The sequence below is a fragment of the Ancylobacter crimeensis genome, from assembly GCF_023016805.1.
Taxonomy (GTDB): domain Bacteria; phylum Pseudomonadota; class Alphaproteobacteria; order Rhizobiales; family Xanthobacteraceae; genus Ancylobacter; species Ancylobacter crimeensis.
The window spans coordinates 148,980-167,597 of sequence record NZ_JALKCH010000004.1 but is presented as its reverse complement, the minus strand read 5'-3'; the positions used below and the strand labels follow the sequence as shown (position 1 = coordinate 167,597).

The following is an 18,618-nucleotide window of genomic DNA, read 5'->3' as shown; positions in this document are numbered from 1 at the left end:
GGAACCTGCCCATCTCGTGCCGACCTGAGAAAGGCGGACGATGAATCTCGGACTCGGCTTCGATCCGCTGATCCCCCTGCCCTGGCTGGCAGCCGCCGTTGCGGTCGCGCTCGTGCTCACCGCCCTGCTCCTGCTCGGCCGCAGCCGAGGCGCGCTGCTGCGCGGACTGGCCCTGTTGCTCGCAGTGCTGGCACTCGCCAATCCCTCGCTCACCCGCGAGGAGCGCGAGCCGCTGTCCACCGTGGTCGCCGTAGTCGTGGACAAGAGCGCGAGCCAGGATTTCGGCGACCGGACCGCCATGACAGAGGCGGCACGCGCCGAGCTGAAGGAACGCCTTGCCCGCCTGCCCGGCGCCGAGGTGCGCTGGATCGAGGCCGGCAGCGGTGCGGGCGATGTCGACGGCACCCGCCTCTTCACCGCACTGAATGCCGGTCTCGCGGACGTGCCGCCCGAGCGTGTGGCGGGTGCGATCTTTCTGACCGACGGGCGGGTGCACGACATTCCCGCCACCGCTGCCGCGCTCGGCTTCAAGGCGCCGGTGCACGCCATCATCTCCGGTCATGCCGGCGAGCGCGACCGGCGCGTCGCCCTGACATCGACGCCGCGCTTCGGCATTGTCGGGCAGAGCCAGACGGTCGGCTACAAGGTGGTGGACGAGGGCGCGCCGGCGCAGGCGCAGGTTCCCGTTACGGTACGGCGCGACGGCGAGGTGGTGGCGCAGGCGACCGTCACCGCCGGCCAGCCGGCCGAGGTGCAGATACCGATCACCCATGCCGGCAGCAACATCGTGGAGATCGAGGCGGCCGGGCTCGAGGGGGAGCTGACGCCGGTGAACAACCGCGCCGCACTGTCCATCGACGGCGTGCGCGACAAGCTGCGCGTGCTGCTGGTTTCGGGCGAGCCCCATGTCGGCGAGCGAACCTGGCGCAACCTCCTGAAATCCGACGCCAATGTCGACCTTGTGCACTTCACCATCCTGCGTCCGCCGGAAAAGCAGGACGGCACCCCGATCAACGAACTCTCGCTGATCGCCTTCCCGACGCGCGAGCTGTTCCAGCAGAAGATCAAGGATTTCGATCTCATCATCTTCGACCGTTACGCTCAGCAGGGCGTGCTGCCGATGATCTATTTCGACAACATCGTGCGCTATGTTCGCGAGGGCGGCGCCGTTCTGGTCGCGGCTGGCACGGATTACATCTCGGACGGTTCGATCTATCAGACCCCGCTGGAATCCATCTTGCCCGCCGAGCCGACGGGCCACATGACGGAAGAGCCCTATCGCGCCCATCTCACCGATGCCGGCCGCCGCCATCCGGTCACGCGCGACCTTCCGGGCTCGGACCAGAACCCGCCGCGCTGGAGCCCGTTCTTTCGCGTGGTCGACACCGTGAATGCCAAGGGAACCAGCGTGCTGGACGGGCCCGGCAACCGCCCGGTGCTGCTGCTGAACCAGGTCGAGCAGGGTCGGGTCGCGCTGCTGCTCTCCGATCATTTCTGGCTCTGGGCGCGCGGCTATGAGGGCGGAGGGCCCTATATCGACCTGCTCCGCCGGCTCTCGCACTGGCTGATGAAGGAGCCGGAGCTGGAGGAAGAACGCCTCACGCTGGTGGCACGCGGGCCCGACCTCGTGATCGAGCGCCAGACCATGGGCGACAGCGTCGCGCCCGTCACCGTCACCACGCCGACTGGCCAGATCCGGACGATGACGCTCCAGCCGGACGGCCCCGGCATCTTCCGCGCCTCCTTTCCCGCCGATGGACTCGGGCTGTGGCGCGCGACCGACGGCAAGCTCTCGGCGCTGGTCAATGTCGGCCCGCTGAACCCCAAGGAGTTCGCCGAGGTCACCAGCACCGCGGAAACGCTGTCACCCATCGCAGCCGCCACCCATGGCGGGGTCTGGCGGATGGCGGACATGACCGGCGGCGTGCCGCGCGTGGTCGCGGTGCGTTCCGGCGATCGCTATGCCGGCGAGGACTGGATGGGGCTTGCGATGCGCGACGTTTCGGTCGTGCGCGGGCTTGGCCTGTTTCCCCTCTTCGCCGGACTGTCGGGCCTGCTCATCCTGATGGCGGGCATTGCAGCGGCGTGGGCACGCGAGGGGCGGTGAGGCCCACCCCGGCCAGATCCGGCTATGCGGCTCAGGCAGCTTCGACCGCACGGGTGGGTGCGACCATGCCTTCGACGCTGGCCGGATCGCGACCGTCCAGCGTGCACAGTAACACCCGCCGGGGATCGACCGGGCCCGGCAGCGTAACCTTGCCGCGACCGACATGGCGGAAGCCCATCCGGCCGTAATAGGGTTCGTCGCCCACCAGCAGCACGAGGCTCGCACCGGCCGCCTTCGCCGCTTCCAGCGAGCGCTCGACCAGCCGCCGGCCAATGCCGTGGGAACGGAAGGGCGGCTCCACCGTGAGTGGGCCGAGCAGCAGCGCCGGTTCGGTGCCGATCAGGATGGGCGTCAGCCGCACCGAACCCACCAGCATGGTGCCGATGAAGGCGGTGAAGGAGAGGTCGCGCCGGTGCGGGTTGTTCTCCCTCAGCCGGTAGGCGGTCCGGGCGAAGCGGCCGGGTCCGAAGGTGCGATCGACCAGCCGTTCGATGGCGGCGTCGTTCGCAGGGCTTTCGGGCAGGAGGGTGATGGACAGGTCGGTCATGGAACACTCGGGAGCAGGTCGGGCAACGGCATCTCTCCGGATGCCGGCAGGACGCGCCCGGCCGCGACGCTTCGAGGGGCGAAGCTCAGGCGCGGGCGAACGGCACGGCGCGCGCGAAAACGCGGGCTCGTTCGTCTCGTCGTCGCTGGCAGCGCCGGAAGCTCATGACCGATCGGTTCCTCGAAGGTCCGGCCGGATAGCACAGGCCATCGCCGCCGTCGAGAGTTCGTCGGCACCCCACGGCGCCTTCCTGCAGTCCTGCAAGACCGATCCTTCGCCGCCGCACATGATCGGGGGCATCGCACCGCCACCTGCCGCGTTATGGTCCGGCATCACAGCGAAGGAGCAGGACGATGGGTCTTCTGGTCGACGGCAAATGGTCGGATCAATGGTACGACACCAGCAAGACCGGGGGGCGGTTCGAGCGCACCGTCACCCGCTTCCGCAACTGGGTGACAGCCGATGGCAGCCCCGGCCCCTCCGGCGAAGGCGGTTTCCCGGCCGAGACTGGGCGCTATCACCTCTATGTCTCGCTGGCCTGCCCATGGGCGCACCGCACCCTCATCTTCCGCAAGCTCAAGAAGCTGGAGGACGTGATCTCCGTCTCCATCGTCGATCCGCATATGGGCGAGGAAGGCTGGGTGTTTCATGACGGCGCGGGCGGCCTCTCGCCCGGCGCGACGCGCGACGAGGTGCTCGGCAAGCAGCGGCTCTACGAGGTGTATCTGGAGGCCGACCCGCATTATTCCGGTCGTGTCACCGTCCCGGTGCTGTGGGATCGCTCACGCCGCACCATCGTGAGCAATGAATCGGCGGAGATCATCCGCATGTTCAACAGCGCCTTCGACGCCTTCACCGACGCGAAGGAGGACTATTGTCCCGCAGACCTGCTCCCGGACATCGACGCGATGAATGCGGGCGTGTACGACGCGGTGAACAATGGCGTCTACAAGGCCGGCTTCGCGACCCGGCAGGCGGCCTATGAAACCGCCGTCACCGCGCTCTTCGCCAAACTGGACCAGCTCGACGCCCTGCTTGGCGGCGCCTCCACCCTCGTCGGCAACCGATTGACGGAGGCGGACTGGCGGTTGTTCACCACGCTGGTGCGGTTCGACCCGGTCTATGTCGGACATTTCAAGTGCAACATCCGCCGCATCGCGGATTATCCGAACCTCTACGCTTATTTCCGCCGCTTGCTGGACGTTCCGGGCGTGCGCGAGACGGTGAACATCACCCACATCAAGCGGCACTATTACGAGAGCCACAAGACCATCAACCCAACCGGCATCGTGCCGGTGGGTCCGCAACTGGGATGGATCTAGGAACGCGCCTCAGCCGGCCAGAGCAACGCGTTCGACGGAGCCGCCCGCCGCGCAGGTCACGTCCAGTTTGCGGAAGCGCACCATGGTGTACATGCCCAGCGCCACATTGCGCGGGGTCACCATCTCGACCGTGCCGTTCTTCAGGGCCCAGTCCCGCAGGCGGGCGAGCTGGAATTCGGGGCGCCAGCCGAGCTTTCGGGCCCGGCGGGCGAACCAGCGCTCGAAAGAGGCGCGCACCCCGTCCTCGGCACCGAGATGGTTCACCAGGATGATCTCGCCGCCCGGCCGCAGCACGCGCGCGAGTTCGTCCAGCGTCTCCTCGGGCTGCGGCACCACGGTGATCACGAACTGCGCGATGGCGATGTCGAAGGAGGCGTCGGCAAACCCCATCTGCGCGCCATCCATGAGGCAAAGGCCTTCGACATGATCGAGCCTTTCCTTCTCCACCCGCTCGCGCGCCTTCTGCAGCATGGGTTCGGAGATATCGACGCCGACGACCCGATTGGTGCGGCGGTAATGCGGTAGGGCGATGCCGGTGCCCACGCCGAATTCGAGGATGCGGCCGCCGATCTTCTCCGCCTGGGCCATCGCCATTCTGCGGCCCGGCTCGAACACCGCGCCGAAAACGACATCATAGATGGGCGCCCAGCGCGCATAGGCCTCTTCGACGGTGCTGCGGTCGAGATCGGTCGACATCTTTCCCCCTGGAACGCGGCCCTTGGCACGCTGGCACGAGCGAATCTACGGAACGGACGCCATCATTGTGCTGTCCCGTGTCAGCGGCGTGAAGGCGCCTTTTCCGCGACGGATGACCCCGCCCCCAAGCAGGCGCGCATGCGCCCCGCCATCCGCGTAGAAAACGCAGGCCTGCCCCGGAGCGACGCCTTCCTCAGCGGCAAGAAGATGAACCGCGATCGCTCCGTCCGGTTCCCACGCCAGATGGCCGGCAACCGGCGCGCGGGTGGAGCGCACCTTCACGAAGATCTCGCGTCCGGCCTCGGTCGCCTCGGCAAGCGGCTCGTCGCCCAGCCAGTTGATCGCGTCGACCCGCACCACGGTGATGCCGAGCGCCGTGCGCGGGCCCACCACCACGCGGCGCTGGCGCGCGTCGATGCCCACCACATAGAGCGGCTCCGAGGCGGCAATGCCCAGCCCCTTCCGCTGCCCGATCGTGTAGCGCATCACCCCGGAATGCTGGCCCAGCACCCGCCCGTCGAGATGCACGATCTCCCCCGGCTCGGCGGCCTCGGGACGCAGCCTTTCGACAATGTCAGTATAGCGTCCCGTGGGTACGAAGCAGATATCCTGACTGTCCGGCTTGTCGGCCACCTTCAGACCGAACTGCTCGGCCAGCGCACGCACCTCCGGCTTGGTGGTCTCGCCAAGCGGAAAGCGCAGCATCTCGATCTGCTCGGGCGTGGTGGCATAGAGGAAATAGCTCTGGTCGCGGTTCTCGTCCTCGGGACGGAACAGCCCACGCCCGCCGCCCGGCAGCGCCCGGCTGGTGACGTAGTGGCCGGTCGCGAACAGATCGGCCCCCAGATCGCGCGCCGTCTCCAGCAGATCGCGGAACTTGATGGTGCGGTTGCACTCGACGCACGGAATGGGTGTCTCGCCCGAGGCATAGCTGTCCGCGAAGCGCTCGATCACCTCGTGGCGGAAGCGGCTCTCGTAATCCAACACGTAATGAGGGATGCCCAGCCGCTCGCACACGGTGCGGGCGTCGTAGATGTCCTGCCCCGCGCAGCAGGCGCCGGGACGATGATGCATCGCCTCGCCATGATCGTAGAGCTGCAGGGTGACCCCGATCACCTCATAGCCTGCCTTGGCATAGAGCGCCGCGACCACAGAGGAATCGACGCCGCCCGACATGGCCACGACCACACGGGTCTGGCACGGGTCACGGTCGCTGTCGTCGAGACGGATCATCGGCGGGTCATCACGTTGCGCAGCGCGCAGGCTGGAGACGGCGTGGTGCCGCAGGGCGGGGTCGAAAAGCCAATATAGGTGCAATGGCCGGTTTTAGGCACCCCTCGTACGGGACGCAAGCATCCGCACATCCATTGCTGCCGCAGCTCTCGCCCGCGACAGGCACGGGCGAGCCAGCGGAAGGCTCGGGCATCGATGGTTTCCCGGTAGTGGTGTCGCTGCGAAAAGTTTCTCGGATCTTAACAGAGAAACCACGCGCAACACCGTGATTCGCTTAGGGAAATCTTCATGCTCGATGTGTAGGGTTACCTCCATTGGGTATCCCGAGTGAGCGTACCATGACCGAACCCTATCGCCCGAGGGTCAAATATGTGATCGGGCCGGATGGAAGTCCGCTGACCATTGCCGACCTGCCTCCGCCGGAGACCAAGCGCTGGGTGATCCGGCGCAAGGCCGAGGTGGTCGCAGCCGTGCGCGGCGGTCTTCTGAGCCTCGAAGAGGCCTGCCGGCGCTATACATTGACCACCGAGGAATTCCTGTCCTGGCAGGCCTCGATCGACCGCCACGGCCTCGCCGGCCTGCGCACGACGCGGATCCAGCAATATCGGCAATGATCGGCCGGATGAACGACGCCGCACCGGCGCTTACAGCGTCGACAGATAGCCTATCAGCGTCTCGCCGGCCGCTGCGATCTCGCCGTCGTTCATGATGGTCAATGCCGGAGCCACATCGAGGCTGGGCGCCCTCTTCAGGCGAGCCAGGACATCGCCGGCCGTTTCCCGCCCGCGCGAGGCAAGGCGCATCGCCAGCACCTCGGCCGGCGCGGTCACCAGCACCACACGCACGTCGGCAAAGCGCGCCACCGCCTGCGTCACGGCGGCGCGCGAACCATTGGCGGCGACCACCCGGCCCGCCGCCAGCCATTCCCGACATTCCGGGCCCAGGGCATAGCCGAGCCCGTTGGCGCGCCAAGACAGGGCGAAGCGATCTCCCGAGACGCCCGCCTCGAAGGCATCGGGCCCGATCTCGCAATGGTCCTCGGTCGCGTCGGCGGGCCGGGTGATGAGGCGCCGCGCGAAAACCACGGATCGGCCGGCCGGCCGCCGCGCGAAATGCGCGCGCGCATGGTTCAACAGCGTGTCCTTGCCGGCGCCCGAGGGGCCGACCACGAAGACGAGCGTGCCGTTCCTTATCTCCGCCTCGGACCGGACCTCGTCGAGTGTCCCGCTTTCCACCGCCTCACACTTCGTCATCGGTCCGCTCACGAAACCCGCTCGCCGGAACGCCACACCCGGCGCACGGCCGGCACGTCGCCCACCATCGCGACCTGCACCAGATCGGCGCGCAGGCCAGTGGCGAGCCGGCCGCGATCCGTCAGGCCAACCGCCTCGGCCGGGTTGGCGGTGACGAGGCGGATCGCCTCCGGCAGCGGCAGCATCGCGCGGCCATCGGTTTCCCGCGCCAGCGCGAAGGCACCCATCAGCAGGCTGGCAGGCACATAATCGGACGACAGGATATCCAGAACCCCCGCCTCGGCGAGCATCCCGGCGGCGATGTTGCCGGCATGGGAACCGCCACGCACCACATTGGGCGCCCCCATCAGCACCTTGATGCCGACCTCGTGCGAGCCGCGCGCCGCCTCCAGCGTGGTCGGGAATTCGGCGATGGCGATGCCGTCCTCGCGCGCCTCGGCGACATGGGCCACGGTGGCATCGTCGTGGCTCGCCAGCACGATGTCGCGCTCATGGGCGAGCTCGACGAGACGCATCCGGTTTGGCCGGGCGTGGCGGATATGGGCGTCCAGCCGCGCCGCCACGATCACGTCCATCTCGGCGGCGGTGATCCCGCTCTTCTTCATGTAATAGCTGCGGAAATGCTCCTCGGTGAGGAACTGCCGCTGGCCCGGCGTGTGGTCCATCAGCGAGATGAGGCGCACATCACCGGCCTCCATCAATGCCTGCGCATCCTCCACCACCCCGTCCGCCGCCACCTCGCAGCGCAGATGCACCAGATGCTCGGCGCGCAGCAGCCCTTCGCGACCGGCGCCCTTGATGGTCGAGGCCAGTTCGGCGGCATCGCCGTCGACGCCGACGACGCGGGTGTCGGGCCAGACGCGGAGCGAATCGAACACGGTGGTGATGCCGGATGCGGCGATCTGCGCGTCATAGGCCAGCACCGCGGCAAGCGCGTTCCACTTCACCCGCGGCCGCGGGAACAGATGGGTCTCGACATGATCGGTGTGCAACTCGACGAGGCCGGGAATGAGATAGTCGCCCTTCAGATCGACGGCACCGGCCGGCGCCGTGCCTTCGCCGATCTCGGCGATCCGTCCCTCGCGCACCACCACGTTCCCTCGCACCACCTGGTCCGGCAGCACGAGATTGGCATTGGCAAACACCGTTTCGGTCATATCCCTGGTTCCTTACCGTCAGGCCGCCGCCTGGAAGGCGGTGACGTCGATCACCCGGTCGCACACCGCCTCGCGCACCTCGGCATCGTGGAAGATGCCGAGAATGCCGACGCCGGCGCGCTTCTTCTCTTCGATCAGCTCCACCACCACCGCTCGATTTGCAGCGTCGAGCGAGGCGGTCGGTTCGTCCATCAGGAGCAGCGGACGATGGGCGATGAGCCCGCGCGCGATGTTCACGCGCTGCTGCTCGCCGCCCGAAAAGGTGGCGGGCGGCAGGCTCCACAGCCGCTCCGGCAGATTGAGCCGGGCGAGCAGCGCACCGGCCCGTTCCCGCGCCTCGTCCGGTGCCGCCCCGTCAACGACGAGCGGCTCGGCAACGACGTCGCGTGCACCGACACGCGGAATCACCCGCAGGAACTGGCTGACATAGCCGATGGTCGTTGCCCGCAGGCGCAGCAGCCGGCGCGGCTCGGCGGTAGCGACATCCACCGTCTCGGCGCCGTCGCGCACCCGGATCGCACCGGCATCGGTGCGGTAATTGCCGTAGACCATCTTGAGCAGCGAGCTCTTTCCGGCGCCCGACGGGCCGCCCAGCGCCACGCATTCACCGGCGAACACCTCGAACGCCGCATGCGCCACCACCGGCAGCCGTGCGCCTTCGCGCAGATGCAGCACGAAGGTCTTGGAAAGGCCGGAGGCCGAGAGAAGAGGTGTCATGTTCATCCCGCCTTTCACGCCGCCAGAACCGAGGAGACGAGCAACTGCGTATAGGGCTCGCGCGGATCGTCGAGCACCTGGTCGGTCAACCCGGTCTCGATCACCCGCCCCTGCCGCATCACCAGCGTGCGATGGGAGAGCAGCCGTGCCACGGCGAGGTCGTGCGTCACGATGATGACCGCGAGCCCCAGTTCCGCCACCAGCGAACGGATGAGGTCGAGCAGCCGCGCCTGCACCGAGACGTCGAGCCCGCCGGTCGGCTCGTCCATGAAGACGAGGCGCGGGCGCGTCACGAGGTTGCGGGCGATCTGCAGGCGCTGGCGCATGCCGCCGGAAAAAGCGCGCGGGTCGTCGTCGATCCGGTCCGCCGCGATCTCGACGCGGCCGAGCCAGTCCAGCGCCTCCTCGCGGATATTCCCGTAGTGCCGCCAGCCGACCGCCATCAGCCGCTCGCCGACATTGCCGCCCGCCGAGACCGCCATGCGCAGTCCATCGGCCGGGTTCTGCCGCACGAGGCCCCAGTCGGTGCGCATCAGCAGCCGCCGCTCCGCCGGACCGAGGGTCGCGAGGTCGGTCAGCGTGCCGTCTCGCATGCGATAGAGCACGCGTCCCGAACTCGCGGCGAGTTCGGTGGAGAGCAGGCCGAGCAGGGTCGATTTGCCGGACCCCGATTCACCCACCACCGCCAGCACCTCGCCGGGATAGAGGCTGAAGGACACGTCGCGGCAGCCGAGCCGCGTGCCGTACATCTTGCCGAGCCCTTCGGCGACGAGGAGGGGCTTTTCGCTGGTTGTCGTCATCGTGCGTCCTCCGCGAGCATGCCGCCCCACATCTCGCCGTGGTGACCCTCAGCCTGCCGCGTCTCGCAGTGATCGGTGTCGGAGCAGACGAACATCCGGCCGCCGCGGTCGTCGAGGATCACCTCGTCGAGATAGACGCCGCGCGCACCGCACATGGCGCAGGGCTTGGCGAAGTGCTGCACCTCGAAGGGATGGTCCTCGAAATCGAGCGAGACGACCCGCGTATAGGGCGGGATGGCGTAGATGCGCTTCTCGCGGCCGGCGCCGAACAGTTGCAGCGCCGGGCAATCGTCCATCTTCGGATTGTCGAATTTCGGGATTGGCGACGGGTCCATCACATAGCGGCCCGCCACCTCGACCGGATAGGCGTAGGTGGTGGCGATGTGGCCGTGCCGGGCGATGTCCTCATAGAGCTTCACATGCATCAGGCCGTATTCAGCCAGCGCGTGGAGCTCGCGGGTCTCGGTCTCGCGAGGCTCGAGAAAGCGCAGCGGCTCGGGGATCGGCACCTGGTAGACCAGGATCTGGTCCTCGCTGAGCTTCTGCTCGGGAATGCGATGGCGGGTCTGGATGACGCTCGCCTCCCCCGTGCGGGTGGTGGTGGCGACACGCGCCGTCTTCTCGAAGAAGCCGCGGATGGCGACCGCATTGGTGGTGTCGTCCGCGCCCTGGTCGATGACCTTGAGCACGTCGTCTGGCCCCAGAACGGCGGCCGTCACCTGCACCCCGCCGGTGCCCCAGCCATAGGGCATCGGCATCTCGCGGGCGGCGAAGGGCACCTGATAGCCGGGAATGGCGATCGCCTTCAGGATCGCCCGGCGGATCATGCGCTTGGTCTGCTCGTCGAGATAGGCGAAGTTGTAGCCGATCTCCGGCATCTCCGCCTCGGAACCCGTCACCATCGCGTTCATTCCGCGGCCTCCTTCAGGCTTGCGGCGGCCTCGCGCTCCGCCCGCATCCGGCGCACGAGGTCGAGTTCGGCCTGGAAATCGACGTAGTGCGGCAGCTTCAGATGCTCGACGAAGCCAGTCGCCTGCACGTTGTCGCTGTGGGCGAGGACGAATTCCTCGTCCTGCGCCGGAGCGCCCTTCTCCTCGCCGAGTTCCGCCCAGCGCAGGGCGCGCTCGACGAGTGCCATCGACATCGCCTTGCGCTCGCATTGGCCGAAGACGAGGCCATATCCCCGGGTGAACTGCGGCGGCGTGCTGGCCGATCCGGTGAACTGCGTCACCATCTGGCATTCGGTGAGTTGCACGGTGCCGGGCGAGACCTCGAAACCGAGTTCCTCGGCGAAGAACGAAACCTCGACATCGCCGAAGCGAATTTCGCCGACAAAGGGATGGGTGCGCCCGAAACCACGCTGGGTGGAGTAGCCGAGCGCCAGCAGATAGCCCTCGTCGCCCCGCGCCAGCATCTGAAGGCGCGTCGCCCGGTCCACCGGGAAGGCGACCGGCGCGCGGGTGATGTCGAAGGGTTCCTCCCCCTCCTCCGCCGGTGCCGGCTCGATGAGCCCGTCCGCCCCGAGCAGGTCGGTGACGCGCGGCATGGCCTCGGGTTCAGCGGGCATCATCTCCGCCTCTCCGCCTTCGCCCAGACCGGCACCGAGCAGGCGGTGGGTGTAGTCGAAGGTCGGACCCAGAAGCTGGCCGCCCGGCAGGTCCTTGAAGGTGGCGGAGACGCGCCGGCGAACCAGCATGGCCCCGGTGTCGACCGGCGTGCTCGCGCCGAAGCGCGGCAGCGTGGTGCGGAAGGCGCGGATCAGGAAGATCGCCTCGATGAGATCGCCCCGCGCCTGCTTCACCGCCAGCGCGGCAAGCTCGGCGTCATAGAGCGAGCCTTCCGCCATCACCCGGTCGACCGCCAGCGCCAGTTGCTCGGCGATCTGGGCAAGGCCGATATCCGGCAGGTTGCGATTGCCGCGCCGGCGCTTGGCCAGCAGCCTGTGCGCGTTGCGGATCGCCTTTTCGCCACCCTTGGCTGCGACATACATGGTCAGCCCTCCCGAACCAGCGTCGAACGCGGCAGCCCGACCACCGCGCCGGGCGCCGCGAGAATGAGATCGACCCCGCGTGGAAACAGCCTGCGATTGGCGGCGAGGCGCCGGGCCAGATCGGCCGGCAGCGGGCCGGCGGCGATGCGCTCGGCCCCCTTCACGCCCGGGCCTTCCAGATGGAGCGAAACCGCGTCGGTCCCGGCATCCGCAAGGCCGGAGACTTGCAGCACCAGCGTCGCCGAGGCATCGGGATAGTCCGGCGTGCCGGTGGGGAAAGCGGCGAGATCCGGCATCCCCATCGGGTCGGCGATCAGCGCGAAGCGTGCCGCCGCCGGGTCGGTCACCACCGGTGCGCCGGTGTGAAAGCGCAGGAAGGCCGCAACCTCGGGCACTGCCGCGAGCGGAGCATCGAGCCAGATCGGCGTCTCATGGTCGCACAGCGCCAGAACCACGGCAGCCGCTTCCGGCGTCAGCGGAACCGGCGGGGTGAAGCCCGCGACGAGTGCGGCGGGACGCCCCGGCCGCGCCAGCGCGTTCATCACGGCGCGAAAGACGGCCTGAGCGCCGAACACGGGATCGGCAAAGCCGGGACCCGGCACGGCTGCCGGGAGGGTGGGCACCGGCGTGATCGCGCAAACCATGTGCATCGCTCAATCCTCTCCGCGCACGAGGGTGAAGAAGTCGACCTTGGTCGCGGCCGTCTCGGCCCGCACGGTCGCGGCCCCTTCGGCCAGCCGCGCGCGCAGCGGCACCAGAGCGGCCTCGACCGCGGCGCGGCGCGCCTCGTCCTGCCACAGCGCATCGATGACCGCCGCGACACGGGCCGAGGCGGGAGAGCGACCGAGGCGATAGGAGAAACCCGGCGCTCCACCCTCCAGCCGGATCGCGGCACGGCTCACCGTCGCCTCACCAAGGTTGAAGGCGGCGCCATCGCCGCCGATCCGCCCGCGGAGCATGACGAGGCCAATCTCCGGCGCGCGCAGATCCTGCACCGCGGGGATCGGCGCAAGCTGGTCGAGAATGGCGTCGAGCTCGCCTTTTCCGGCGCGGGCGAGCACCGCCATGAGAGCCTGTCGCGCGCTCTGGCGCTCCGGGGCGGCGGATGGAGATGCAACGGTCATGAGCGGCTTCTGGTCCCTTGATGGCTCCGCTGGACGGCCTGCTATTTGTATATTAATATAGACAAATAGGCAATCACGCGTCGCAACAAATCTTCGGGGAGGGAGAATGGGCGAGACCGATAACAGTACGATGACGGATGGTTCCGGCGTCGCCCGCGGCAGCGGTGTCTCGCTCTGGAAACAGATCGCCGAAGCCATCACGGCCGAGATCGCGGAAGGCCGCCTCGCGCCCGGCGCCCGCCTGCCGACCGAAGCCGAACTCGCCGAGCGCTTCGGGGTCAACCGCCACACCCTGCGCCGCGCGCTCGGCGTGCTGACCGAGCAGGGCGTCATCGAGGCCACGCCCGGCCGCGGCACCTTCGTGAAGGAGGTCCCGCTGCACTACGCCATCGGCGCCCGCACCCGCTTCTCCGAGATCGTCTCGAGCGAAGGCCGCGCGCCGGGCGGCCGTTTCCTCTCGTCACAGCGCGAACCCGCCCCGCGCGACATTGCCGAGCGCCTGAAGATCCCCCACGGGACCGAGCTGCTGCGCATCGAGATCGTGCGCGAGGCCGATGGCGTTCCGGTCGTGTGCGGCACCCACTGGTACGTCGCCGATCGCTGCAAGGACCTGGAATTTCTCGTCGCTGCCACCGGCTCCATCACCCGCGCGCTGGAAGCGCTCGGCCTCGGCGATTACCGCCGTCTTGAGACGCGCGTGACCGCGCGTCTTGCCGATGAGACCGAACGCACCCTCCTTGCCCTCCCCGCCGGCCGGGTGGTCATGGTGGTGGAAAGCGTCAATGGCGACGCCAGGCGGCTGCCGATCCAGTACACCCGTTCCCGCTTCGCGGCCGATCGCGTACAGCTCATCGTCAAGAGCTGAGGAGACATACCGGTGACCCGCATCACGTCCATCGAGGCGCTGCGCGCTCTCTATCCCGCCCCGCGCGAGCGCAGTCTCAACAAGGTGCTGCTCGCACTCGACCACCATTGCCGGCACTTCATCGGTCTCTCGCCGCTGATGATGCTGGCGACCTACGGCACCGACGGCCGCGCCGACGTGACCCCGCGCGGCGACGCCGCCGGCTTCGTACGGATTTTCGATGCGCAGACCCTGCTGGTGCCGGACCGGCCGGGCAACAACCGTCTCGACAGCCTCACCAACATTCTCGGCAATCCGGCGGTCGGACTGCTCTTCCTCATTCCCGGTATCGACGAGACGCTGCGCGTGAACGGCACCGCCGAAATCCGTACTGATCCCAACCTGCTCGATGCCGGAATGGCGGAAGGCAGACGCCCGGTCACCATGCTGCGCATCACCGTGCAGGAGGCGTATCTGCACTGCGCCAAGGCCTTCATGCGCTCAAAGGCATGGGACGCTGAGCATTTCGTGCCCCGCGATAGCCTGCCAAGCATGGGCGAAATGCTGCGCGACCAACTGGGCCTCGCTACCGCCGAGACGCAGACCGAGATGCTGGAGCGCTACAAGGCCACGCTCTACTGAAGAACCGGCCTCAGCCCGGCTGCCACAGCACCTGCGGCCCGATGTCGGACAGCGTGCGGCAGCCGGTCAGCACCATCGCTATCTCCAGCTCGCAGCGCAGCAGATGGAGCACATGGGCGACGCCGGCCGGCCCGGCCACCGCAAGCCCATAGAGAACGGGCCGGCCTACCAGCACCGCCGCGGCGCCCAGCGCCAGCGCCTTCAGCACGTCTGTGCCGCGCCGGATGCCGCCGTCCATCAGCACCGGAACACGGCCCGCCACCTCGCGCACCACGGCGGGCAGCGCCTCGATGCTGGCCGGCTGGCTGTCCAGCACGCGCCCGCCATGGTTGGAAACGATGATCCCGTCGACGCCGAGCTCCAGCGCGCGCTGCGCATCTTCCGGCGCCATGATGCCCTTGAGGATAAGCGGCAGCTTCGTCGCCCGCCGCAGCCGGGCGATGTCCTCCCACACCGGAACGGCCTCGAGATAACCGCCGAACATGAGGCTTTCACCAAGGTCGGCATGAGCGAAATGGGTGGTGTGCAGACCGGCGAGGTTGGCGAATTCCGACAGCTTCGGTCCGCGATAGCCAGCCCGGAGCTCCCGGTTGCGCAGCCCGTGCACCGGCGCATCCACCGTCACCACCAGCGCCCGGTAACCTGCCTGCTCGGCCCGGCGCACGACATCGAGCGTGTAGGCCCGGTCATGCTGCACATAAAGCTGGAACCACAGCGGCGCCGTGGCCGCGGCGGCGAGTTCCTCCAGCCGGATGTCGGCCTCCGTGCTCACCACCATGCCGGCTTTCGCGCCCCCCGCTCCCACCAGCGTGGCAAGCTCCCCATGCGGGTCGCAGAGCCGATGCCGTCCGCTCGGCGCGACGAGGATGGGGTGGACGAAGTCACAGCCGAACAGCGACAGCGCCGTGCCGCCTCCGCGCAGATCCGCCAGCACACGGCTCTTCAGCGCCAGCGCATCGAAGGCGGTACGGTTGCGGGCCAGCGTCAATTCATCCGCCGCGGCGCCGGAAATATAGGCGAAGGCGTCCGCCGGCAGGCGCTCGCGCGCGATCGGCTCGTAATCGGTCACGGAGGCGATGTGCGAAGGAATATCGTAGCGCGTCGCCATGCCGTTCTCCCCGCCCGCTCAGGATACCGTGCGCAGCGGTCCGGTGAGCACCCGCACGGTGCGCGTCGCCACGAGCGGATCACCCGGCGCGAAGCCACGTGCCTCCATCTCGCAGCGCCAGATCCCGTTCGCACTCTCGCCTTCCCGGGAGATGCGATAGAGGTGATAGCCCCCCGGCCAGCGCTTGTCGTCCGGCCCCGCGGCGGCGGAGGGCGCCTCCACGACCGGCACCAGTCGCCCGCCGGGACCGGGAAGCTGCTCCACCATCGGCCGATGATCATGGCCGCAGAGCACCAGTTCAGCCCCGTGCCGCGCAAGGCAGGCGCGGAAAGCCTCGGCGTCGATCAGCCGCTTGTGGCTGGGGCGGGAGCCGCACGGCGGATGATGGATGAGCACCACCCGGAACAAGCCTTGCCGGCCAAGCTCATCGAGAACACGGGCGAGGCGTTCCATCTGGGCATGCCCCACCCGACCGGTCGCCATGAAAGGATGGGTCGGGATCGCGCTCGACACCCCGACCAGCGCCACATCGCCGCGCCGGCGCACGAAGGGGAACGCCTCCTCCGCCGTGACGCCCTCCAGCGCGGCATCGTCGCCGCGCATATAGTCGCCCCAGTTCAGCAGCGCATAATGCGCGGTGGAGCGCACATAGGCATCGTGATTACCCGGAATGACGGTGACGTCCCGTCCCGTGCCCAGCGATCGAAGGAAGGCAAGGCCGGTCTGGTACTCGGCGGGCAGGCCGACATTCACCAGATCGCCGGTCACCGCGATATGATCGGGTGCAATGGACTTGATGTCCTCGACCAGAAGCTCGATCGTACCCGCTGCGTAGCGTTTACGGCGACCGCGGCGCCAGTTGATGAAGCCGAGCGCACGTTTGCTCGCAAGCTCTGCGAGTCGCGCGCGGGGCAGCGGGCCGAGATGAGGATCGGTGAAATGGGCGAGAACGAACACGGCCGTTTCCATATCAGCCCCCGGCGGGCGAAGGAAGCCGGAGGTGCGCCCGAGCCGTTCATCCCCGCCATCCGCCAGCCCCGTCGCACCCGCCTGCCCGGCATCGCGCGCTGGTGGCAGCGCTTGTTCAAGGGCGTCACGCTGGGCGTGCGCGCCGTCGTGCTGCGCCCGGATGGCGCCGTGCTGCTGGTACGCCACACCTATGTCGCCGGCTGGCAGTTTCCCGGCGGCGGTGTCGAGGCCGGGGAGACGGTGCGCGAGGCTCTCGCCCGTGAACTGGAAGAGGAAACCGCCGTCGAGCCTCTGGGCGAGCCCCGGCTGCACGGCATCTTCTTCAACTCGTTCCTGTCCCGACGCGACCATGTCGTCGTGTTCGTCGTGGAGCGCTACCGGATGGGCCTGCTGCGCCTGCCGAATCGCGAGATCGCCGACGCCCGCTTCTTCCCGCTCGACCAGCTTCCTGCCGACACCACGCCCGGCACCCGCCGCCGGCTGCACGAGATCGGCCAAAGCCTGCCGCCCGCCCCGCGCTGGTAGGTCCGGCCCGCCCGGCACCGACGATCCGGGGACAGCGCCCGCGCCCCGCTTGACACGCCGCCACCCCCTTCCTTATATCCGCGCCACCTTGAAAGGACGGCTGGGCAACCGGCGCCTTTGGGGCGGAGTAGCTCAGTTGGTTAGAGCACGGGAATCATAATCCTGGGGTCGGGGGTTCAAGTCCCTCCTCCGCTACCAATAAATCCGATATATTTCAGCAATTTAACGAATAGTAAGCAAGTCAGAACGCCCCGGGAGGGTGCGGCCTGCCATGCGGCTTTTGCCGGGGTCGCAAGGTCGCATATGCGACTTTCGTTCTCCGAGCGCGGAATTTTCTGTGCGACCTGCACAGGAATTGCGGCGGGTCAGAGCACGCTGCCGCGCAGATCCACGCATGCCATCATCGTGCCGACGGCGTCGACCGCCATCCGGTTTCCGCCTTCAGGCCCGGATCGTCCCCTGCCGCTCCAGCATCCACCCCGGATATTCCGCCGGCAGCCGGGTGGCGGCGTCGAGCGCCAATAATTCGTCGGCGTCGAGGCTCACCTGCGTCGCGGCGATGTTGTCGGCGAGCTGGTCCGCCCGCTTCGCCCCGATGATGACGGTGGTGACGACCTCCTGATGCAGCAGCCATGCCAGCGCGATCTGTGCCACCGTCACCTTGCGGGTCTCGGCGAGCCGACGCATTACGGCGAGCGCCGCCTCACCCCGCTCCACATTCACCGGCGGAAAATCGAAGGTCGCGCGCCGGCCATCCGCGCCGGTCAGGCCGCCGGCGGCGTCGCGCTGGTATTTGCCGGAGAGGTAACCGCCCGCCAGCGGGCTCCACACCATGAGGCCGAGCCCCTCCGCCTTCAGCATCGGAACGATCTCGCGTTCGAGGTCGCGGCCGATCAGGGTGTAATAGGCCTGCAGCGAGAGGAGCGGCGCCAGCTTGCGCGCCTCCGCAATGCCGACCGCCTTCACCACCTGCCATGCCGCCCAGTTCGACAGGCCGATATAGCGGACATGGCCATGGCGCACGAGCGTGTCGAGCGCCTCCAGCGTCTCGGCGATGGGCGTCTTCGGATCGAAGCCGTGGATCTGGTAGAGGTCGATATGGTCGAGCCCGAGCCGGGACAGGCTCGTCTGACAGGCCGAGAGGATGTGCCGGCGCGAGGCGCCCCGCTGGTTCGGGCCGGTGCCGACGGCGCCGAACACCTTGGTGGCCACCACCACATCGTCGCGCGCTACCCCGAGATTGCGAAGCGACTGGCCGAGAATGCTCTCGCTGCGGCCCTCGGCATAGACATTGGCGGTGTCGATGAAGTTGATGCCGGCGTCGAGCGCCGCCTTCACCAGCTCATCCGCCTCCTGCTGGTCGAGCCGCCCGATCTGCCCCCAGATCCCCTCGTCGCCGCCAAAGGTCATGGTGCCGAGGCAGAGTTCGGAAACGAACAGGCCGCTGGGGCCGAGCGGGCGATAGCGCATGGTGGACTTCCTCGCATCCGGAGACGGTAATGAGCATATAGGGCGCGGCCCGCGGAGGGGATGGGAGGATGGCAACCCCAAACCTCGCCATCCGCCGATGCATCCCCCGGCATC

General features: G+C 68.2%; 20 protein-coding genes and 1 tRNA gene. 7 read left to right on the top strand and 14 right to left on the bottom strand.

Annotation, left to right across the window (positions count from 1 at the left end; all coding sequences use genetic code 11):
- The first annotated feature begins 40 nt into the window (after positions 1 to 40).
- Positions 41 to 2,107 carry a hypothetical protein gene (locus MWN34_RS06965; RefSeq protein WP_247027953.1) on the top strand — a complete coding sequence of 689 codons (2,067 nt, stop codon included), beginning with the start codon at positions 41 to 43 and terminating at the stop codon, positions 2,105 to 2,107.
- Positions 2,108 to 2,138: 31 nt separating this feature from the next.
- Here MWN34_RS06965 and MWN34_RS06960 read toward each other — a convergent pair whose 3' ends face one another.
- Positions 2,139 to 2,654 carry a GNAT family N-acetyltransferase gene (locus tag MWN34_RS06960; RefSeq protein ID WP_247027950.1) on the bottom strand — a complete coding sequence of 172 codons (516 nt, stop codon included), beginning with the start codon at positions 2,652 to 2,654 and terminating at the stop codon, positions 2,139 to 2,141.
- 353 nt (positions 2,655 to 3,007) lie between these two features.
- Between MWN34_RS06960 and MWN34_RS06955 the strand changes: the two genes are divergently transcribed.
- A complete protein-coding gene (locus MWN34_RS06955) occupies positions 3,008 to 3,976 on the top strand; it encodes a glutathione S-transferase family protein (protein ID WP_247027949.1) in 969 nt (322 codons plus the stop codon).
- 9 nt (positions 3,977 to 3,985) lie between these two features.
- Here the strand turns inward: MWN34_RS06955 and MWN34_RS06950 are convergent, their stop codons facing one another.
- Together MWN34_RS06950 and mnmA are read right to left on the bottom strand one after the other, a co-directional pair.
- The gene (locus tag MWN34_RS06950; RefSeq protein WP_247027947.1) at positions 3,986 to 4,672 is read right to left on the bottom strand and encodes a class I SAM-dependent methyltransferase; all 687 of its coding nucleotides are present in this window, start codon (positions 4,670 to 4,672) and stop codon (positions 3,986 to 3,988) included.
- Positions 4,673 to 4,717: 45 nt separating this feature from the next.
- On the bottom strand, positions 4,718 to 5,905 hold the full coding sequence (gene mnmA, locus MWN34_RS06945) for a tRNA 2-thiouridine(34) synthase MnmA (RefSeq protein WP_247027945.1): 1,188 nt from the start codon (positions 5,903 to 5,905) through the stop codon (positions 4,718 to 4,720).
- Positions 5,906 to 6,243: 338 nt separating this feature from the next.
- Here mnmA and sciP point away from each other — a divergent pair, with 338 nt between their 5' ends.
- A complete protein-coding gene (sciP, locus tag MWN34_RS06940; RefSeq protein ID WP_213334562.1) occupies positions 6,244 to 6,519 on the top strand; it encodes a CtrA inhibitor SciP in 276 nt (91 codons plus the stop codon).
- A 30-nt stretch (positions 6,520 to 6,549) separates the two neighbouring features.
- Here the strand turns inward: sciP and phnN are convergent, their stop codons facing one another.
- The 8 genes from phnN to phnG are packed head-to-tail and all read right to left on the bottom strand — an operon-like array spanning position 6,550 to position 12,946.
- Complete coding sequence (phnN, locus tag MWN34_RS06935) at positions 6,550 to 7,158, bottom strand: phosphonate metabolism protein/1,5-bisphosphokinase (PRPP-forming) PhnN (RefSeq protein WP_247027943.1); 609 nt, start codon at positions 7,156 to 7,158, stop codon at positions 6,550 to 6,552.
- An 8-nt stretch (positions 7,159 to 7,166) separates the two neighbouring features.
- The gene (locus MWN34_RS06930; RefSeq protein ID WP_247027940.1) at positions 7,167 to 8,315 is read right to left on the bottom strand and encodes an alpha-D-ribose 1-methylphosphonate 5-triphosphate diphosphatase; all 1,149 of its coding nucleotides are present in this window, start codon (positions 8,313 to 8,315) and stop codon (positions 7,167 to 7,169) included.
- Between the two features lie 18 nt (positions 8,316 to 8,333).
- A complete protein-coding gene (gene phnL / locus MWN34_RS06925) occupies positions 8,334 to 9,032 on the bottom strand; it encodes a phosphonate C-P lyase system protein PhnL (RefSeq protein WP_247027938.1) in 699 nt (232 codons plus the stop codon).
- Positions 9,033 to 9,046: 14 nt separating this feature from the next.
- On the bottom strand, positions 9,047 to 9,832 hold the full coding sequence (gene phnK, locus MWN34_RS06920; protein WP_247027936.1) for a phosphonate C-P lyase system protein PhnK: 786 nt from the start codon (positions 9,830 to 9,832) through the stop codon (positions 9,047 to 9,049).
- Positions 9,829 to 10,734 (bottom strand): alpha-D-ribose 1-methylphosphonate 5-phosphate C-P-lyase PhnJ, encoded by a 906-nt coding sequence (locus MWN34_RS06915; protein WP_425532071.1) that lies wholly within the window; start codon positions 10,732 to 10,734, stop codon positions 9,829 to 9,831. Before MWN34_RS06915 ends, phnK begins: the two co-directional genes overlap by 4 nt.
- A gap of 5 nt (positions 10,735 to 10,739) precedes the next feature.
- Entirely contained in the window at positions 10,740 to 11,822 is a 1,083-nt protein-coding gene (locus tag MWN34_RS06910; protein WP_247027934.1) for a carbon-phosphorus lyase complex subunit, read from the bottom strand.
- 2 nt (positions 11,823 to 11,824) lie between these two features.
- Positions 11,825 to 12,466 (bottom strand): phosphonate C-P lyase system protein PhnH, encoded by a 642-nt coding sequence (phnH, locus tag MWN34_RS06905; RefSeq protein WP_247027932.1) that lies wholly within the window; start codon positions 12,464 to 12,466, stop codon positions 11,825 to 11,827.
- A 9-nt stretch (positions 12,467 to 12,475) separates the two neighbouring features.
- A complete protein-coding gene (gene phnG, locus MWN34_RS06900) occupies positions 12,476 to 12,946 on the bottom strand; it encodes a phosphonate C-P lyase system protein PhnG (protein WP_247027930.1) in 471 nt (156 codons plus the stop codon).
- Between the two features lie 106 nt (positions 12,947 to 13,052).
- Between phnG and phnF the strand changes: the two genes are divergently transcribed.
- Positions 13,053 to 13,811: a phosphonate metabolism transcriptional regulator PhnF gene (gene phnF / locus MWN34_RS06895; protein WP_247027928.1), complete on the top strand. Its 759-nt coding sequence runs from the start codon at positions 13,053 to 13,055 to the stop codon at positions 13,809 to 13,811.
- Between the two features lie 12 nt (positions 13,812 to 13,823).
- Positions 13,824 to 14,432, top strand: coding sequence for a pyridoxamine 5'-phosphate oxidase family protein (locus MWN34_RS06890; protein WP_247027926.1), 609 nt, complete (start codon positions 13,824 to 13,826; stop codon positions 14,430 to 14,432).
- A 10-nt stretch (positions 14,433 to 14,442) separates the two neighbouring features.
- On the opposite strand, the gene MWN34_RS06885 is transcribed toward MWN34_RS06890, so the two are convergent.
- Together MWN34_RS06885 and MWN34_RS06880 are read right to left on the bottom strand one after the other, a co-directional pair.
- Positions 14,443 to 15,540 carry an alpha-hydroxy acid oxidase gene (locus tag MWN34_RS06885; protein WP_247027924.1) on the bottom strand — a complete coding sequence of 366 codons (1,098 nt, stop codon included), beginning with the start codon at positions 15,538 to 15,540 and terminating at the stop codon, positions 14,443 to 14,445.
- Between the two features lie 18 nt (positions 15,541 to 15,558).
- Positions 15,559 to 16,497: a metallophosphoesterase family protein gene (locus MWN34_RS06880; RefSeq protein ID WP_247027922.1), complete on the bottom strand. Its 939-nt coding sequence runs from the start codon at positions 16,495 to 16,497 to the stop codon at positions 15,559 to 15,561.
- Between MWN34_RS06880 and MWN34_RS06875 the strand changes: the two genes are divergently transcribed.
- Together MWN34_RS06875 and MWN34_RS06870 are read left to right on the top strand one after the other, a co-directional pair.
- Entirely contained in the window at positions 16,480 to 17,034 is a 555-nt protein-coding gene (locus MWN34_RS06875) for an NUDIX domain-containing protein (protein ID WP_247027920.1), read from the top strand. The genes MWN34_RS06880 and MWN34_RS06875 overlap by 18 nt on opposite strands.
- A gap of 121 nt (positions 17,035 to 17,155) precedes the next feature.
- Positions 17,156 to 17,232 (top strand) — tRNA-Met (locus tag MWN34_RS06870).
- A gap of 243 nt (positions 17,233 to 17,475) precedes the next feature.
- On the opposite strand, the gene MWN34_RS06865 is transcribed toward MWN34_RS06870, so the two are convergent.
- The gene (locus tag MWN34_RS06865) at positions 17,476 to 18,504 is read right to left on the bottom strand and encodes an aldo/keto reductase (protein WP_247027918.1); all 1,029 of its coding nucleotides are present in this window, start codon (positions 18,502 to 18,504) and stop codon (positions 17,476 to 17,478) included.
- Positions 18,505 to 18,618 lie beyond the last annotated feature (114 nt).

Excerpts from the sequence above, each read along its gene's own strand:
- phnN (WP_247027943.1), bottom strand. The coding sequence starts at position 7,158 with ATGACGAAGTGTGAGGCGGTGGAAAGCGGGACACTCGACGAGGTCCGG.
- MWN34_RS06865 (WP_247027918.1), bottom strand. The coding sequence starts at position 18,504 with ATGCGCTATCGCCCGCTCGGCCCCAGCGGCCTGTTCGTTTCCGAACTC.
- MWN34_RS06930 (WP_247027940.1), bottom strand. The coding sequence starts at position 8,315 with ATGACCGAAACGGTGTTTGCCAATGCCAATCTCGTGCTGCCGGACCAG.
- MWN34_RS06950 (WP_247027947.1), bottom strand. The coding sequence starts at position 4,672 with ATGTCGACCGATCTCGACCGCAGCACCGTCGAAGAGGCCTATGCGCGC.
- MWN34_RS06915 (WP_425532071.1), bottom strand. The coding sequence starts at position 10,734 with ATGGTGACGGGTTCCGAGGCGGAGATGCCGGAGATCGGCTACAACTTC.
- phnG (WP_247027930.1), bottom strand. The coding sequence starts at position 12,946 with ATGACCGTTGCATCTCCATCCGCCGCCCCGGAGCGCCAGAGCGCGCGA.
- mnmA (WP_247027945.1), bottom strand. The coding sequence starts at position 5,905 with ATGATCCGTCTCGACGACAGCGACCGTGACCCGTGCCAGACCCGTGTG.
- phnK (WP_247027936.1), bottom strand. The coding sequence starts at position 9,832 with ATGACGACAACCAGCGAAAAGCCCCTCCTCGTCGCCGAAGGGCTCGGC.
- sciP (WP_213334562.1), top strand. The coding sequence starts at position 6,244 with ATGACCGAACCCTATCGCCCGAGGGTCAAATATGTGATCGGGCCGGAT.
- phnF (WP_247027928.1), top strand. The coding sequence starts at position 13,053 with ATGGGCGAGACCGATAACAGTACGATGACGGATGGTTCCGGCGTCGCC.
- MWN34_RS06960 (WP_247027950.1), bottom strand. The coding sequence starts at position 2,654 with ATGACCGACCTGTCCATCACCCTCCTGCCCGAAAGCCCTGCGAACGAC.
- phnL (WP_247027938.1), bottom strand. The coding sequence starts at position 9,032 with ATGACACCTCTTCTCTCGGCCTCCGGCCTTTCCAAGACCTTCGTGCTG.
- MWN34_RS06965 (WP_247027953.1), top strand. The coding sequence starts at position 41 with ATGAATCTCGGACTCGGCTTCGATCCGCTGATCCCCCTGCCCTGGCTG.
- MWN34_RS06955 (WP_247027949.1), top strand. The coding sequence starts at position 3,008 with ATGGGTCTTCTGGTCGACGGCAAATGGTCGGATCAATGGTACGACACC.
- phnH (WP_247027932.1), bottom strand. The coding sequence starts at position 12,466 with ATGGTTTGCGCGATCACGCCGGTGCCCACCCTCCCGGCAGCCGTGCCG.
- MWN34_RS06885 (WP_247027924.1), bottom strand. The coding sequence starts at position 15,540 with ATGGCGACGCGCTACGATATTCCTTCGCACATCGCCTCCGTGACCGAT.
- MWN34_RS06875 (WP_247027920.1), top strand. The coding sequence starts at position 16,480 with ATGGGCGAGAACGAACACGGCCGTTTCCATATCAGCCCCCGGCGGGCG.
- MWN34_RS06910 (WP_247027934.1), bottom strand. The coding sequence starts at position 11,822 with ATGTATGTCGCAGCCAAGGGTGGCGAAAAGGCGATCCGCAACGCGCAC.